Origin of the sequence: Pseudovibrio sp. W74 (assembly GCF_001623085.1) — a bacterium.
Classification (GTDB): Bacteria; Pseudomonadota; Alphaproteobacteria; order Rhizobiales; family Stappiaceae; genus Pseudovibrio.
In genome coordinates, this window is record NZ_LMCJ01000050.1 from 62,512 (window position 1) to 77,693 (window position 15,182).

Annotated in this window: 13 protein-coding genes and 1 other RNA gene; 7 read left to right on the plus strand and 7 right to left on the minus strand. The window is 52.2% G+C overall.

Going from position 1 to position 15,182, the window contains the following annotated elements:
• Positions 1–67: 67 nt before the first annotated feature.
• Positions 68–937, minus strand: coding sequence for an AraC family transcriptional regulator (locus PsW74_RS21680; protein ID WP_063289926.1), 870 nt, complete (start codon positions 935–937; stop codon positions 68–70).
• Between the two features lie 89 nt (positions 938–1,026).
• Positions 1,027–2,667 (minus strand): chloride channel protein, encoded by a 1,641-nt coding sequence (locus tag PsW74_RS21685; RefSeq protein WP_063289925.1) that lies wholly within the window; start codon positions 2,665–2,667, stop codon positions 1,027–1,029.
• 309 nt (positions 2,668–2,976) lie between these two features.
• Here PsW74_RS21685 and PsW74_RS21690 point away from each other — a divergent pair, with 309 nt between their 5' ends.
• Positions 2,977–4,398: an FAD-linked oxidase C-terminal domain-containing protein gene (locus PsW74_RS21690; protein ID WP_063289924.1), complete on the plus strand. Its 1,422-nt coding sequence runs from the start codon at positions 2,977–2,979 to the stop codon at positions 4,396–4,398.
• Positions 4,399–4,570: 172 nt separating this feature from the next.
• On the plus strand, positions 4,571–8,647 hold the full coding sequence (locus tag PsW74_RS21695) for an AsmA-like C-terminal region-containing protein (protein WP_063289923.1): 4,077 nt from the start codon (positions 4,571–4,573) through the stop codon (positions 8,645–8,647).
• On the opposite strand, the gene PsW74_RS21700 is transcribed toward PsW74_RS21695, so the two are convergent.
• The 4 genes from PsW74_RS21700 to ssrA all read right to left on the minus strand — a co-directional run bounded on the left by PsW74_RS21700 (position 8,640) and on the right by ssrA (position 10,232).
• Entirely contained in the window at positions 8,640–8,861 is a 222-nt protein-coding gene (locus PsW74_RS21700) for a ribbon-helix-helix domain-containing protein (RefSeq protein WP_063289922.1), read from the minus strand. The genes PsW74_RS21695 and PsW74_RS21700 overlap by 8 nt on opposite strands.
• A gap of 9 nt (positions 8,862–8,870) precedes the next feature.
• Positions 8,871–9,080, minus strand: a complete 210-nt coding sequence (locus tag PsW74_RS21705) for a DUF4169 family protein (protein ID WP_063290143.1) — start codon at positions 9,078–9,080, stop codon at positions 8,871–8,873.
• Between the two features lie 57 nt (positions 9,081–9,137).
• A complete protein-coding gene (locus PsW74_RS21710; RefSeq protein ID WP_063289921.1) occupies positions 9,138–9,749 on the minus strand; it encodes a ClpXP protease specificity-enhancing factor SspB in 612 nt (203 codons plus the stop codon).
• Positions 9,750–9,876: 127 nt separating this feature from the next.
• Positions 9,877–10,232: a transfer-messenger RNA gene (ssrA, locus tag PsW74_RS21715) on the minus strand.
• 272 nt (positions 10,233–10,504) lie between these two features.
• Between ssrA and PsW74_RS21720 the strand changes: the two genes are divergently transcribed.
• The 4 genes from PsW74_RS21720 (at position 10,505) to PsW74_RS21735 (ending at position 13,372) form a co-directional block, all read left to right on the plus strand.
• Positions 10,505–11,299 (plus strand): thymidylate synthase, encoded by a 795-nt coding sequence (locus PsW74_RS21720; RefSeq protein WP_063289920.1) that lies wholly within the window; start codon positions 10,505–10,507, stop codon positions 11,297–11,299.
• A gap of 29 nt (positions 11,300–11,328) precedes the next feature.
• Complete coding sequence (locus tag PsW74_RS21725) at positions 11,329–12,153, plus strand: manno-octulosonate cytidylyltransferase (protein ID WP_063289919.1); 825 nt, start codon at positions 11,329–11,331, stop codon at positions 12,151–12,153.
• Positions 12,150–12,761 carry a histidine phosphatase family protein gene (locus tag PsW74_RS21730; protein ID WP_063289918.1) on the plus strand — a complete coding sequence of 204 codons (612 nt, stop codon included), beginning with the start codon at positions 12,150–12,152 and terminating at the stop codon, positions 12,759–12,761. Before PsW74_RS21725 ends, PsW74_RS21730 begins: the two co-directional genes overlap by 4 nt.
• Positions 12,762–12,850: 89 nt before the next feature.
• On the plus strand, positions 12,851–13,372 hold the full coding sequence (locus PsW74_RS21735; protein WP_057465752.1) for a dihydrofolate reductase: 522 nt from the start codon (positions 12,851–12,853) through the stop codon (positions 13,370–13,372).
• Between the two features lie 9 nt (positions 13,373–13,381).
• Here PsW74_RS21735 and PsW74_RS21740 read toward each other — a convergent pair whose 3' ends face one another.
• A complete protein-coding gene (locus tag PsW74_RS21740; RefSeq protein ID WP_208986866.1) occupies positions 13,382–14,302 on the minus strand; it encodes a phytanoyl-CoA dioxygenase family protein in 921 nt (306 codons plus the stop codon).
• A gap of 199 nt (positions 14,303–14,501) precedes the next feature.
• Between PsW74_RS21740 and PsW74_RS21745 the strand changes: the two genes are divergently transcribed.
• Positions 14,502–14,966, plus strand: coding sequence for a GNAT family N-acetyltransferase (locus PsW74_RS21745; RefSeq protein WP_063289916.1), 465 nt, complete (start codon positions 14,502–14,504; stop codon positions 14,964–14,966).
• Positions 14,967–15,182 lie beyond the last annotated feature (216 nt).

Below are 15,182 nucleotides of genomic sequence, written 5' to 3' on the forward strand. Positions count from 1 at the left end.
AGTGCTTTTAAGTCAGAGAGGCCGATGTCGTCTTGAATGAAATTGCGCTTCTGGTATGCCGCTGTGATTAAATGGAAATCACAGATCGCTGGAAAGCTGCTGGTGTGGTGCCAACGCGCGATTTGAACTGCCGCGTGAGGTGGGCCTGATCCGCAAAGCCGCAGAGTGATGCCGTCTCGCTTGGAGAGGTTCCACGCACGAGCAGGCGTCTGGCATTTCGTACCCGCACATCGGTCAGGTAGGCGTGCGGTGTTTGTCCTGTCGCTTTTTTAAAGGAGCGGATGAGGTGGTACTTTGACCGGCCCGAGATGTTCACCAGATCATCCAGATGCACGGTGCCCATGAAGCTTTCTTCCAGATACTCCCGCGCTCGCGTGATTGCGACAGGATCTTTTGATCCGGTGATGTTGTCAGTGAAGCTGCCGTGTTTTGCGAGCATCTTGGCGAAAATCATATAGAGCGGCTCTTCAGCTTCCAGATCAATGGAGCGGTTCTGTATGGATTTGTGCGCTTCGACGAATTCCTGACAGAGCTCTGGGTCATGGACACAGGCCTCCGGGAAATAAGGTGTTCCGCTTTGTGGCTTGTCCGTCAGGTCTTCGGCGATCTTCTGCAGCAGGGAAATGCTGGGGTAGGTCATCCGGTAGGTGTAACCGTAGCCCTCCGGTATGCCGTCATGAAGCTCGAACGGATTGACGAAGACCAGATCTCCAGGGCCAGCGAATATCTGCTGTCCGCGTTGCCAGTAGCACTGACAGCCCGAGAGAATACCACCAACAACGAACGTATCGTGAGTGTGAGGTTCGTAGACATGGGTTCTGAAACTTGCGGCAAGGCATTCCAACCCATCAAAGCGAGGCGCACGCCAGAATTGTGCGTTCTCTCCCGAATTGAGCGGAGTTGCTTCTAAGGCAATTTTTTGAGTGACCGGCTTCATAGACCCAATTTATCCAGCGAAGACAAGGATGTCTTGAATGAGATTGCTGTTTTTTATGGATGGGTCAATGGAGATTATCTGGGGTTTGGCTAGCGGTGCTCCTCAACATTCGCCTGAATGAGAGCTGAATTGAAGTAACGCAGAGCCTTCACGTGACTTGCGTAACCAATAACTTCCGCCGGGTTCTTGGGGTCTATGACGGGCAGGGTGGATTTGCCTGCATCATCGAAGGTCCTGAGCGCTTTTTCGAGCGTGTCGAGCGGTGCAAGGAACGGTTCTTCTGACACTGGGTCGAAGGTGGTATCGGAGTCCGGCCTAGGTGGATCTGCGAAATCTTCAACATGAACAATGCGGACGAGCCATTTGTGGGCACCGTCCTGCAGCATGACACCGCGCATTTCCAGCTGCCAATGGAAGTAGGAACGGCCATGGATTGCCTGATTGAGGCCTGTTGAAACGGAGACAGCGATCAGCAGTGCAATGGACAACTCGTAACCACCTGTCAGCTCGAACACGATCATGGTGGTTGAGATTGGTGCGCCAAGGACGGCTGAGGCGACCGCTCCCATGCCTAAAATAGCGTAGAGGCCGTGGCTGGAAGCCATTTCGGGCAGGTGATTTGCCGCGATCAGACCAAAGGCGCCACCCGTCATCGCGCCCAGATACAGTGAGGGTGAGAAGATGCCACCACCGAAACGAGAGGCGAGCGTGATGGCTGTTGCTACTGTTTTCACGACGAGCAGCGAGAGCATCAATGTGAGCGGTAGTTCTGAGTTGAGCGCTCCATCTGTTGCCTCGTAGCCAACGCCAATGATTTCCGGATAGAAGACAGCGATTGAGCCAACCAATGCGCCGCCGATGATCGGGCGGAGCCAGATTGGCATTTTGATGTTTCTGGCAAGCCAGTCGGAGCCGATCAGTGCAAACTGGAATGAGATGGCAACAATCGCGCAGATGATGCCGAGCAGCACAAAAGCCGGGAATTCCCAGTACGTGTTGATTTGGTAGTGGGGCAGAATGAAGGCCACAGCTTCGCCGAAATAGAGGCGAGACACCAGCGTTCCCATGGCTGATGAGAGCACGATTGGAACGAAGGCGGACATTGCGTAGTGGCCGAGGATGACCTCATGCGCGAACAATACGCCTGCGATTGGTGCGTTAAAACTTGCGGAGACTGCGCTTGCGACACCTGCAGCAAGCAGGATACGCATTGTTGAATCAGGGAGTTTCAGCTTGGAGAAGACGGAGGTGCCGAGTGTGGCGCCTAGGTGAACCATGGGGCCTTCACGGCCAGCACTGGCGCCGCTGCCAAGTGAGATGACTGTTATGAGCGCGGAGCTGAGGCCGGGCCAAAAGGGTAGGCCGGTTCCGCCATGGGCCCGTGCTTCAATCACGTCTGCTACGCCACCGGCACGTTGCTTCTTTTGGATCGTTTGCAGCAGGAGGCCGACAATTGCGCCGCCTATTACAGGTGCCAAAACAATGACATACCATGGTTGAGCGTTTGCCGCGCTGATCATGCGTTCGGAGACGGTGCCGAGCGATAACCATTGAACCAGCCCAATGCCAATGCGAAACAGGATCGCAGATCCGCCCACAGCTGCCCCGATGATCAACGCAAGGAGCCAGACAAGCGGGAGCCGCGATGACATGAACAAACGTAAGTTAGGTTCGACCCATTTATAGGCTATGCGCATTGCGATTTTCAGCGGGTTGGCTTGGTTAGGCATAATAGATTAAGCGATACGACAATGAATGATTGGCATTGTCTTTAACGAGATTCCCCGGCAAACGCCAATCAGGATATGCTCTGATCATCTGATTTTGGATCATTATTTTCGATAAGCACTGAGAAACACTTAAGGAGCTTCTTCAGGTCAGTTGGTCTGTGCGAGGATCGTCTTGCTAAAAGCTCAACAATGCTGACCATGCAGAATATTATAATTCCAATAAATGCCGAGTCGTGTCTCGAAGTTTCGACTATATGCTTGGAGGTGTGCTTCCGGGGGGAAGTATCTGGAATGTAAGGGAGGTCTGCCATGTCTCTGACGGGGATGCAGCTGAATGTTACACGCAATGCCGAGGGGATCGACAAAGCGATTGCGCTCTTGAATGAGAAGTTTGGCGACCGTTGCCAGACATCCATGAGCTTGCGGGAGCAGCACGGGCATACGACATCATGGCTACCAAACCAGCCGCCAGATGCTGTTGTCTTTGCACAGTCGACTGAGGAAGTCTCTGAAATCGTAATGCTTTGTGCTGACCTACGTGTGCCGGTCATTCCGTTTGGCAGTGGTTCTTCTCTGGAGGGGCATTTGAATGCACCGGGCGGCGGTATCTCGCTGGATCTCTCTCAAATGAAAGAGGTTGTCTCAGTTCATGCTGAGGATCTGGACTGTGTGGTTCAACCGGGTGTGACGCGCAAGCAGCTCAATGCTTATTTGCGTGATACTGGCTTGTTCTTTCCGATTGATCCGGGCGCTGATGCCACCATTGGTGGTATGACAGCGACACGTGCTTCCGGTACGAATGCGGTGCTTTATGGGACGATGAAGGATATGGTTCTGGCGCTGACGGTTGTCATGCCTGACGGGACCATTGTGAAGACTGGAAGCCGTGCCAAGAAATCATCTGCGGGATATGACCTGACGCGCTTGATGGTTGGCTCGGAAGGTACGCTTGGGGTGATCACTGAGATTACGTTGAAGCTGAAGGGTATACCTGAAGCAATTTCAGGTGGAATTGCCTCGTTCGATAGCATTGCGGATTGCTGCAACACGGTTATTGAGGCGGTGCAGTATGGCATACCCGTTGCCCGTATGGAGCTGTTGGACACACTGACCGTCCAATCCGTTAACGCCTATTCAAAGCTGGATTTGCCAGAATCACCGTTGCTGCTTGTGGAATTCCACGGCTCTGAGGCTGGTGTGAGAGAACAGGCTGAGCGGTTTGGTGAGATTGCGGCTGAAAACTCTTTGAAAAAATTTGAATGGGCGACCGATCCCGAAGAGCGCAACAAGCTTTGGGCCGCGCGGCATGACGCTTATTGGGCTGGCCTTGGTCTGGCACCTGAGCGAACCGGACTGTCGACAGATGTCTGTGTGCCGATCTCTCGTCTGGCCGACTGTGTGACGGCTACACACGATGACATCGAAGAAAATGGTCTGATTGGTCCGATAGTTGGCCATGTTGGTGACGGCAACTTTCATGTTCTTGTGTTGACGGACCTGACTGACCCTGAGGACATTGCCAAGTCTGAGGCGTTTGTTGAACGGCTGAACTATCGTGCGATTGAGCTGGGCGGAACCTGTACTGGTGAGCATGGTGTGGGGCAGGGCAAGATGAAATATCTGCCTAAGGAACATGGTGCAGGGGTGGCTGTGATGGCCGCCATCAAACGTAGTCTTGACCCGCTGAATATTATGAACCCCGGTAAGATTGTTGCCTTAGATACCGAGTAAAGAAGTGCCATAAATACGCACTTGCTTCGATCCGTTCGGAAACATTGCCTTAAGTCGTTGCTGTCGTCTTGTTCCTGCTGTAATTCACATAGACAAACAAGTGTTTGCATGCAGCTCATAGGCGGACAGCGCGGCAAGGCGTGAGGTTCGAAGTGGGTAAAGGAGCTTAACGTTGAATTCGGTTTACATCACCGTCGGTGGGACTTTGATCTTGGCGCTGGTCATCGCGCTTGTTGGCCCTTTGGTCATCGATTGGTCAGCTTATCGTTCCCTGTTTGAAAGCTATGGTGAGAAAGTTCTGGGGCATCAGGTGACGATCCTCGGTGAGACCGATGTCCAGCTGCTGCCTGCTCCCTACGTGAAGCTCTCTGACGTTCGTGTTGGTGCTGTCGAAGATCCGTTGATGACTATCAAAGGATTTGAAGGTCGTATTGAATTGCCTTCGCTTTTGCGCGGAGAAGTGCACGTCACTGAGATGAAACTCAACGAGCCGGAGCTTAACCTTTCTCTTGATGAGGATGGCCGTCTTGATGTTTTGCAAACCAACTCCCGCCGTTCCGTTATTTCTGAAATCGACCCGACCTCGCTTATTCTGGAAGGCGTGAGCGTTCAAAATGGATCTGTCGTGCTGACTGATGCACGGACGGGAGAAGTACGCCGTGCAGGCAATGCGAACCTTGAGCTTTATGCTGGCGGTTTGCAGGGGCCTTTCAAAGCGGAAGGTGCGATACTTTATGAAGGTGTGCCTTACACGCTGAAAATTGGTAGTGGCCGTGTTGAGCGCAATGGTCAGATCCGGGTTAAGATGCAGGTGTCTCCTGCAAATGTTGCGGCTCAATTTTCAACGGATGGATTCCTGACACACCAAAACGGTGTGGTCTCCTATTACGGAGATGCCGAGGTTCAATCTGTTGTCAGTGAAGGCTCTGATGCGCTGGAATGGGCTGGGAAAAGTAAGTTTAATCTGGACGGTGAGCAGCTGGAACTGACTGAGAGTACTTTGCGTCTTGGCTCAGAAGATCGCCCGATTACCGCTGAAGGTGGCGGTATTTATAGTTTTGGTCCAGAGCCAGAATTTCGGGCTGTAGCTCAGTTTAAACAGGTTGATCTGGACCGAATGATTGGTGGTGGGCCACAGCGTCCGCTGGTTCCGACTGATGCTGTTTTGACGCGACTGGCTGGCGGCTTGCAGTCTCTGCCCTTGCTGGATGTGAAAGGCAATATGGATCTGACCGTGCCTGTTGTGGTGGCGGGTGGTTCTGTTGTTTCGAATCTGAGTGCCTTACTTGAATCGACAGGCACTGGCTGGAAGATTGATGAGCTCTTTGGTGAGTTGCCGGGTCGTAGCCTCTTCAAGACCAGTGGTTACCTGGAGCTGCGCGGCTCTGCTGGCTATCAGGGAGACTGGGAGATTTCTTCCCGTCAGCCACATCAGCTGGCGCATTGGTGGTTGGGAGAGCGGAAGGATGCTTCCAAACGTTTGTCTCCTGTTGCGTTGAGAGGCCGTGTTGAAGCTGGTTCCGGTGCTCTGCGACTTCCTGACTTGCGGATTGATGCCGGAGATGTGCGCAGTGTTGGCTTGATTTCATTTGAGCATCCGCTTGATCGCAGCCCGTTGATCACGGTTGATATGGATAGTGACCGCGTCAATCTGGATGAGATCCAGCGCTACGTGGAAGCTTTTACAGGCAAAAAGATCAAGCCAAGCGCAGTTGATATGTCCATGCGGCTTTACGCAGATGAGCTTGTTGCCAGTGGTGTCAAAGCGAAAAGCATGGCTGTGAGTGCGAGCCTGAGTAGGGATACGCTTTCCATTGAGCAGTTGAAAATTCGCGACTTTGCTGGTGCGTACATTGATATGAAGGGTCGGATTGATGACCTGAGTACGACGCCACAGGGGAACATCAAAGGCACGCTGACAGCATCGTCCCTGACTGGAGCGGTTGCTGTTTTGGAAGAATATGCACCTGACCATCCGTTGATTGAACGTCTGAAAACAGCTGCTCCGGATCTTGCACCCGCCAGCCTTAAAGCTGAGCTTTCTGCCTATGCTGAGAAGGGACGGACGGATATGTCATTGAACCTTTTTGGTGAGGTTGGCGTCAGTGATCTGGATTTGAATGGCACCTTTGAAGGCCGCATTGATGATTTCGCAGAAGGTGACCTCTATGCGGAAATGACGCTTGGTGGCAAAGATGGCGTCAAAGTGCTTCGACAGCTTGGGTTTGAGGCTATCCCAATCACGCAACTGCAACCGGGAGAGGTTCGTCTTTCCTTGTCTGGCAGTCCGCGCGATCAACTGGCCTTTGGTTTTTCCAGTGACCTTGTTGGGTTGAAGATCCTCTCCGATGGGACCGTACGGGTTCCGAACCGGTCTGCTGCTGTCTGGTCTGCCAAGGTTGCGGTACAGTCTGATGATCTGGCGGATTATGGACTGGCATTTGGCAAGATTTATCCAATTTACTCCGGTTCTCTCAAAGCGAACCTGAGTGGTCAGTTTGAAGGACGCGGGCGGGACTTCAAACTCTCAGATCTGAAAGGCCAGCTGGCTAATATGGATCTGTCTGGTGATCTTGAAGGTACTTTGAAGAAGGGTGGACCTTTAGAGGCATCCGGCAAGCTGGAATTGTCTGAGCTTGATATGCGCAGTTTGAGTGAACTGCTGCTGGGAGCCAATGTTTGGGCCGGTGTGCTTCAGGAAGATTCTGTGTGGTCCTCGCAGGCGCTGGGGCAAGGCCTTGCTGATGGTGTGGATCTGACCCTTGATGTGAAGAGCGATCGCGCTTTGTTCAGTGATGAGTTCCGACTGGACGCCGCAAGTGGTCAGCTTCGGCTACGTTCGGATCAGCTGTCTATCAATGATGGGACTGGCCGGTTTGCAGGAGGTGAGTTCTCTGGTGCCTTTGATTTGCGGCGGGATCAGGGACAAGCGACCCTTTCTGGTAGGTTCCGGCTGGATGATGTTGACTTTGAAGAGCTGGCCTGGACTGATGAAGGTCGCGCTTTAGCAACAGGTAAGCTGCAGGCGATTGCTGAGTTTGAAGGAAGCGGACGCACAATCTCGGGCCTTGTGGCTGGTCTTTCAGGTGGTGGTACTTTCAGCGTTACTGATGGTGTAATTCGCCGGATCAACCCAGCGGCCTTTGACCTTGTGATCAAGGCAGCGGATGCAGGTCTTGAGCTGGATGAGGCTGCTATTCAAAGCACCTTTGCGGACCATCTGGATGCGGGCTCTATATCGTTCAACCGGGTTGACGGGTCCCTGGGCATTGCCAGTGGGCGGATCCGGGCGCGTAACATCTCCGTTGATACTGCCGGGACCACGCTGTTTGGCTCTGCGCTTGTTGATCTGGAGAAGTGGGCGCTGACGGGCGATGTTTCCATGAAGACCCGTGATGAAGCGCAAAAGGTTGCGGGTGCAGAGCCTCAGGTCGCTATCTTGTATTCTGGTCCGCTGGAAAACCCGGTGCGCAAGCTGGATACGGGGCCTTTGCTCTCCTATCTCAATCTTCGTGCGATTGAGCTGAATGTGAAACGCATTGAGGAAGAGCAGCGCAAGATTGCTGAGCAAGAGCGCATGCTTGATGAACTGAAGAAAAAGCGGGAAGAGGAAGCCGCCCAAAAAGCGAAGGCTGCTGAGGACGCGGAAAAGGCTCGGCAAGCCGAAGCTGCCACCGCCGCTGAACGTAAGCAACAGGCGCAGGCAGACAAAGAGGTGAAAGCCCGTGCCGCCCGCTTGGCTGCTGAGGAAGAAGCGCGCAAGGCGAAAGCTGTTGAGGCTGTGAAGCGGGCTGAGGAAGCTCAGAAAGCAGCAGAGGCGAAAGCTGCTGCGGAGGCCAAAGCTGCGGCTGAAGCGCAAGCTAAGGCCGATGCTGAGAGCAACAAGAGCACTGTACAGGACTTTAGTGCGCGTATTCGGTCAGTTCTTGACGGAGACGCCACTGCAAAAAAGCCCGTTAGCCCCTCTGTTGCAATCGTTGACCCACCGAAACCGCGCGCGAAATCCAGTCTACCTGCATTGGAAGCTCCGGTGACCATTGGTGGCGTGAACGAGGCGACGGTGCCAGCGGGAGAGGTTGACCTGCTTGGGCCTATCATCCAGTCAGGTGCTCCGAAAAATCTTGGTGTGCTTGAGGCCGGCAATGACAATCAGGTTTTGCGTGGGCCTCTGCCTGATTTGCAGACTGATGAGCGGGGAGCGCCAAAATTCATTGAGCTGCCAGGTGGTCGCCTGCTGCAGGTTAACTGACCAGTTGGGTCTGAAAGTGTTTGAGCACGGCGACGCGGATGCAGCTTGAGAGGTTGTTTTCCGGGTTTCGCTCATCATCAATTGAGGCGATGGTCGCGGTAATGTTCTTGCCCTGACTTCGCGCAAAGTCTTCCAGCCCAGACCAGAACTCCGGCTCCAGCGTGATGCTGGTTCTATGTCCGTGTAGGGTGATGGAACGTTTCTTGAGGCTCATATGAAAGCCTCACTCTTTATCTGCTGGTGATGAAGAAGAGACGGAGGCCAACTTGTGACCTTCAAAGCGTTTTGTCTGCAGGTCTGCTTCTGCATTTTCCTGAGATTTTTCGGCTTTTGAACGCCCGAACTTCCGGCGGTTTTCCGCAGCGGACTGGGCTTTGCTGTCTCTAGCCTTTTGTTTGCGGGCTTGACGCAGGTTAACAACGGTCGCGCTCATACAATCACCCATTACATGACGTTGATGAGCCGACCGCTCTTATCTTGATCGGAAGGATCAGCTCTTCTTGCGGAAAGCATCCAGAGAAACAACCTGCGCACTTCCGTTGTCATCTTTGGAAGTCTCGTCAGAGTCAGTTTTCTCTTTTTCTTCCACAGAGTCTGAAGCTGTCTCTTCTGTTTCGGAAGCAGCTGCGTTAGCTTCTTCTTTTTCGTCCTGTTCGACAGCCGATTCCAGACGTGCATGGAACTCTTCCACAGAGTCCAGATCACGTTCCGCAATGCGGAATTCCGCAGGCAGTTCTTCACCGGTCTTGCCAGGCTCAAACTCAAGAGCAAACTGGACAGACGGGTCGAAGAAACCCTTGATTGCAGAGAACGGAACATACAAATGCTCCGGAACACCACCAAAGGACAAACCAACCTCGAAAGCGTGCTCAGTGATCTGCAGGTCCCAGAACTGGTGCTGCAGCACGATCGTCATTTCTTTCGGGTAACGTTCCCTTAAGCGGTTTGAAATCTTGACGCCAGGGGCCGTGGTTTCAAAGGCAATGTAAAAATGGTGCTCTCCGGGAAGTCCTGCCCGGTTGACCTCAACCAATATCTTTCGGACTGCGTTTCTCAACGCGTCCTGAATGATGATGTCATAGCGGATTAAATCTTCAGCCATGTCCGGCACCGCTCATCCTTTGCGTTCTTATTCGGCCTAACTATAGCGTAGAGGCGACAAAAAGGCCTGTCTTTTATTTCTATACCTTGAATAGGCATAGAATAAGGAAAGAGCCTTTTAACACTAAAGTGGAGGCTTCTGTTGCCAGGTGCCTCCGAACCCCGCCTGAAGGTGCTAACCAACGGGACTTAGTGGACTACCGGAACTGCATTACGCAGCTACAGCGTTGTCCATAGCGTAGTTGTCATTTGCAACTATCATTTTGGTCCGATAACGGTGGTACCATGCCGAGCAAAAACAAAGCCTTTACGCCCTCGTCGATCCTGTTTCGCCCCCCCGAAGACCGCTGGAGTACAACGGGCTTTGGTGGAGGCGCCGGGTACCGCCCCCGGGTCCGAATGGTTTATTGCGCTCGCAATTTATTGCCGTAGCCAGCGAACTGGCAGGGGGAATATAGGTGCACGCACTGGCAAATGGAAGGGCAAAAACTATCGGTTACTGTCGCAGGGCTAAGAGAACCTGTTGACAAAGCGGCATATTCACAGGCCAATTTGAACAAGTGGTGGTGTTGAAGATTTGTAAATGACGCTTTTGCTGGGATTTGCCTAAGGCGGAAGCACTCAAGCTATTTTCCCGGTCTTTTTATCGACGGAAGCTTGGGGTAAGACCCCGTATGCAAGATGGCACAGAGGCGATTTTCGGTAGATTGGCTATACTGTGCGCGACTCGAATCGTAAAACAGGAGATGATCCTTAGTGCAGCAATATCTAGAGCTGATGCGCCGTATCATGGATGAAGGTGTGGTCAAGGAAGATCGCACTGGTACAGGCACCAAGTCTGTCTTTGGTCATCAGATGCGGTTTGATCTGTCCAAGGGCTTTCCGGTTGTTACGACCAAGAAATTGCACCTGAGATCTATCATTTATGAGCTGCTCTGGTTTTTGGCGGGTGATACCAACATCAAGTACCTTAAAGACAATAAGGTGCGCATTTGGGATGAGTGGGCAGATGAGAATGGCGACCTGGGGCCAGTCTATGGTTATCAGTGGCGCTCCTGGCCTAAGCCTGATGGTGGCTCTATCGACCAGATTGCCAATGTGGTGCAGCAGATCAAAACGAACCCGGATAGCCGTCGGTTGATCGTTTCTGCCTGGAACCCTGCGCTTGTTGACGATATGGCGTTGCCGCCTTGTCATTCGCTGTTCCAGTTTTACGTGGCAAACGGCAAGCTTTCCTGTCAGCTCTACCAACGTTCTGCAGATGTGTTCCTGGGTGTTCCGTTCAACATCGCATCTTATGCATTGCTGACCATGATGATTGCACAGGTTTGCGATCTGGAAGCTGGTGATTTTGTTCATACGCTTGGTGATGCGCATCTCTACTCAAATCATATGGAGCAGGCTGAGCTTCAGCTTTCCAGAGAGCTGCGGGCCTTGCCTGTTATGCATATCAATCCAGGAGTGAAGGATATCTTCGGGTTCTGCTACGAGGATTTTGCTTTGGAAGGTTATGACCCGCATCCACACATCAAAGGTGTTGTTGCGGTCTAGTTGTCTTTGGTTTTTTTAAAGGAGTTCCCATGCGAACCCTTATTTGCGTTCCGGCGCGTATTGGATCAACCCGTTTCCCGCGCAAGCCGCTGCACCCAATCAGTGGCCGCAGCTTGCTGGAGCGTGTTGTACAAGTTGCTCGTGTTGCTGCGAAACAAACTGGTTCTGACTATGTGGTCGCGGTGGACCATGAAGAGGTTGCTGAGCATTGCCGCCATATCGGTGCGCCCTTCGTGATGACTGATCCGGAGCATCCATCGGGTACGGACCGGGCGCTTGCTGCCTCCAGAGTGCATGGCACGCATCCTGAGTTCGTTTTGAACCTGCAGGGTGATGCGCCGTTTACACCGCCTGAGCATGTTTCTGCGTTGATCCAGGCTGCTGCAATGCGCCCTGATGCGGATGTGTTCACGCCTGTTATTCGGCTGGACTGGAACGGGTTGGACGAGCTCCGTGAGCACAAGAAGGCTCATCCGTTTTCCGGCACAACTTGTGTGCGCAGGGATGATGGAACGGCTCTGTGGTTCTCCAAGAATATTCTTCCGGCCATTCGTAAAGAAGAGAAACTGCGGGAGAGCGACAAGCTTTCACCTGTCTTCCGCCATATCGGGCTTTATGGCTACCGTGTTGATGCTCTTGAGCGCTTCAATGAGCTTGGGCTTGGGTACTACGAGCAGATGGAAGGACTTGAGCAGCTTCGTTTTCTGGAAAACGGTATGGTTGTTCATGCGGAAGAAGTGCAGCCGCCTAAACTTTCCATGTCTGGTGTGGATACGCCAAGCGATGCGGAGCTTGCTGCACAATTGATTGCTAAATTTGGCGACCCGTTTGATCATTTGGAGACTGGCCTTTGACGCGCGTTTATATTCTTAGACACGGCAATACTTTTGATAAGGGTGATGTTGTCACTCGTGTTGGTGGCCGCACAGACTTGCCTCTCAGTGTTTCTGGTCTGGGTCAGGCTGAGAAGCTCTCTGAGCACTTTGCCGATCTGGGTGTGAGCTTTGATATGGCGTTTTGCTCTCCGCTGCAGAGAACGAAGCAAACAGCGCAGATTGCACTGAAAACGCAGGCTGAAGAGGTTGATTTGAAGGTTCTGCCGTTTTTGGTGGAGATCGATTACGGCCCGGATGAAAATAAACCTGAGGAAGAGGTTCTGGCCCGGATTGGTGATGAGGCTCTTCGTGCATGGGAAGAAGAAGGTGTGCCGCCGAATGGCTGGCACATTGACCCGCACGCTGTGATTGGACGCTGGCAGGAGTTCTTTGCATCTGCTCCCAAGAAGTTCCCAGGTAAGACCCTTCTTGTGGTGACCAGTAACGGGATTGCACGCTTTGCATTGAAAGCATTGGCTGATCAAGGTGCTGGTGCTGATTTGAAACTGAAGACAGCGGCCTATGGTGTGTTCGATGTTACAGACGAAGGCCTGCCGTTAATGCTTAGTTGGAATGTGAGGCCGTAGGTTCTTTCCTGCTGCCTGAACTGGTTTAGATGGGAGCTTGATGCTCTCATCAACTGAGTACGACTTGTCTCTTGCCGATTGAGGATAGGATGAAGCAAATTTCGATGATCTCAGCTGTGGCTGAAAATGGTGTGATTGGCGCAAACAATGACATGCCATGGTCTGTTTCTACCGATCTGAAGTTCTTTCGCAAAACGACAACAGGTAAGCCCGTGATCATGGGGCGGCGGACCTTTGAGAGTATTTGCACGACGCTTGGCAAGCCTCTTCCAAACCGCAAAAATGTCGTCATCACGCGTGATCCGAACTACGCTTATGAAGGTGTTGAAGTGGTCAGCAGTCTTGGTGATGCACTCACGCTCGCAAATGACATTGCTGAGAATGATGGCGTCGATGAGATTATGATTGTGGGTGGGGGGCAGATCTATAAAGAAGCTATGCCAAAGGCTTCCACTCTCTACATTACCCGTATTCATGCGCAGCCAGACGGTGACACGAAATTCCCGGATATCTATGAGGGCGAATGGGAGCTTGCTGAGCGCACGCCGTTTGATCGTGGGGAAAAGGACTCTGCTGATTCCTCACTGGAAATTTATCGTCGCAAGCTTTGATGCAGCCTGTTAGTTGTTGCGCGTTGATGACTTTGTTGTGAGGTCTGCGCGCAAAGCAAGGCGGTGAGCTGTATGGGCGTTGTGCGCGTTGTTTGTGCTTGGCAAACGGCCATGGAAACCTGAGCGGTCCATAATCAGCAGTGTGTTTGCCTCTACCTTTAAAGGTAGGAGAGGTGGCAGATCCAGCTCTTGCAGATCACTCAGCCCTGTGATGGGCTCATCGTCCTCTTCTTCCATCTCTGTATAGTCAAGATGGCGCTGGTACTCCCAGAAAATACGCTGTTCTGTCATGCGATGTGAGCCGGGGATGTAAAACATTGCGCCGTCTTCTGGTGTGATTTTTTCCAGAAAAAGCAATGCAATTGCGCCGGGCGAGAATGCATCGTGCTCAATTTCAAAAGGTGGTGTGTTGCTGCCTTCCGTTTCAAAGCGGAAGGACGGCGTGCATTGTGCCATTGCCTCGATATGGTACGCAGGCTTGGCTTTTCTGCCTGCTGCGAACTGTAGCGGCGGTGGAATAAGTTCGTCTGTGATGGCAGATTGCAAAAAGGGTTGCCTGAGAAGGTGTGTATAGTTCAACGGCAGTGTGAAGCTTTGTGCGTTATGCCAGTTGGAGAGAAGCCGCTTATTCCGATCTCTCTGCCCGACAAAATAGTCAAAGGCTTCAAACTTGAGCCTGCGAAAGAACTCCCGCGGCAACACATCATGTTTGATCCAGATGCCGTGGGTTTGCAAAGCCTGAGCGCAAGAGAGTGGCAGGGTTGAATACAATTTCGCCTGCTTTTCGATCTTCTGGCTATGAAGATCGGTCAGCTCGCTATGAAACCAATTGGGTATCGTTTCTTCGTCCCACTCCGATTGATGGGAGGACGAAGGCAGGAACCTGCGCTGCAAGCTGTTCATGAGGTGTTTTGGCTTTATTGCCCGCATTTGCATCCCCGCCGCTCTTCATTAACGAGAGGTTAAGGGGATCGGTGCTTTGGGTCTTTCCTTCTGTTTCTGCTTGTGAAATCTGCCTAAAGATTAGTTTCTGGCAGTAATTGGCTTGCAATTTGAACGCTGACCACCAAGATAAATAAGGGTTTGAGGCTTGCTTTTCGGGAGCGAGCCGCGGAATTTTTGAGGTGGAATGTCCCAGTTTCTTGAGCTTAAAGACTTCAACGAGTTCAACGTTGAACAGCTCTATGCTTTGCTAAAGTTACGTTGCGATGTGTTTATTGTTGAACAGCAGTGCGCATATCCAGATATTGATGGGCTCGATCCTGTCAGTAAACACATTCTCGTGATGAATGATGCCGGGCATATTCTTGGGGCGCTGCGAATCCTTCAGAAATACGATGATGGCGATGTGTTCAAGATTAGCCGTGTGTTGGTCTCAAAGGATGCGCGTGGGCAGGGTATTGCCGGTAAGTTGATGAATGCTGCGCTTTCTTATTGTGCAGCGACCAATGATGATGCGCGCGTGGAACTGCAGGCACAGGACTATCTGAAGGACTTCTATGGCGGGCTTGGCTTCTACGCCACTTCGGAGACTTATCTGGACGATGGTATTCCGCACATTGACATGCGTTTAAGGGTGCCGCCTGAAAGCTGAGGCTTGAAACTCTGCACGTTTCCGCTGTGTGTTGGCTTGGTTTACGTTTTGTTGAGCAAAACAGCAAGAATTTGCCTGATTGTGCCTCTAATTCTTACAGCTGAAATTTACAGATAGGCTCTTGTACGTCGGTTGAAACGTGCGAAAGAAGGCTTATCTTCTTGAATAATGTCTGGTTTCTGTGGGGTTTTGGTGTTTTTCCATAAAGTGCAGCCT

Excerpts from the sequence above, each read along its gene's own strand:
- PsW74_RS21680 (WP_063289926.1), bottom strand. The coding sequence starts at position 937 with ATGAAGCCGGTCACTCAAAAAATTGCCTTAGAAGCAACTCCGCTCAAT.
- PsW74_RS21685 (WP_063289925.1), bottom strand. The coding sequence starts at position 2,667 with ATGCCTAACCAAGCCAACCCGCTGAAAATCGCAATGCGCATAGCCTAT.
- PsW74_RS21690 (WP_063289924.1), top strand. The coding sequence starts at position 2,977 with ATGTCTCTGACGGGGATGCAGCTGAATGTTACACGCAATGCCGAGGGG.
- PsW74_RS21700 (WP_063289922.1), bottom strand. The coding sequence starts at position 8,861 with ATGAGCCTCAAGAAACGTTCCATCACCCTACACGGACATAGAACCAGC.
- PsW74_RS21705 (WP_063290143.1), bottom strand. The coding sequence starts at position 9,080 with ATGAGCGCGACCGTTGTTAACCTGCGTCAAGCCCGCAAACAAAAGGCT.
- PsW74_RS21710 (WP_063289921.1), bottom strand. The coding sequence starts at position 9,749 with ATGGCTGAAGATTTAATCCGCTATGACATCATCATTCAGGACGCGTTG.
- PsW74_RS21725 (WP_063289919.1), top strand. The coding sequence starts at position 11,329 with ATGCGAACCCTTATTTGCGTTCCGGCGCGTATTGGATCAACCCGTTTC.
- PsW74_RS21735 (WP_057465752.1), top strand. The coding sequence starts at position 12,851 with ATGAAGCAAATTTCGATGATCTCAGCTGTGGCTGAAAATGGTGTGATT.
- PsW74_RS21740 (WP_208986866.1), bottom strand. The coding sequence starts at position 14,302 with ATGCGGGCAATAAAGCCAAAACACCTCATGAACAGCTTGCAGCGCAGG.
- PsW74_RS21745 (WP_063289916.1), top strand. The coding sequence starts at position 14,502 with ATGTCCCAGTTTCTTGAGCTTAAAGACTTCAACGAGTTCAACGTTGAA.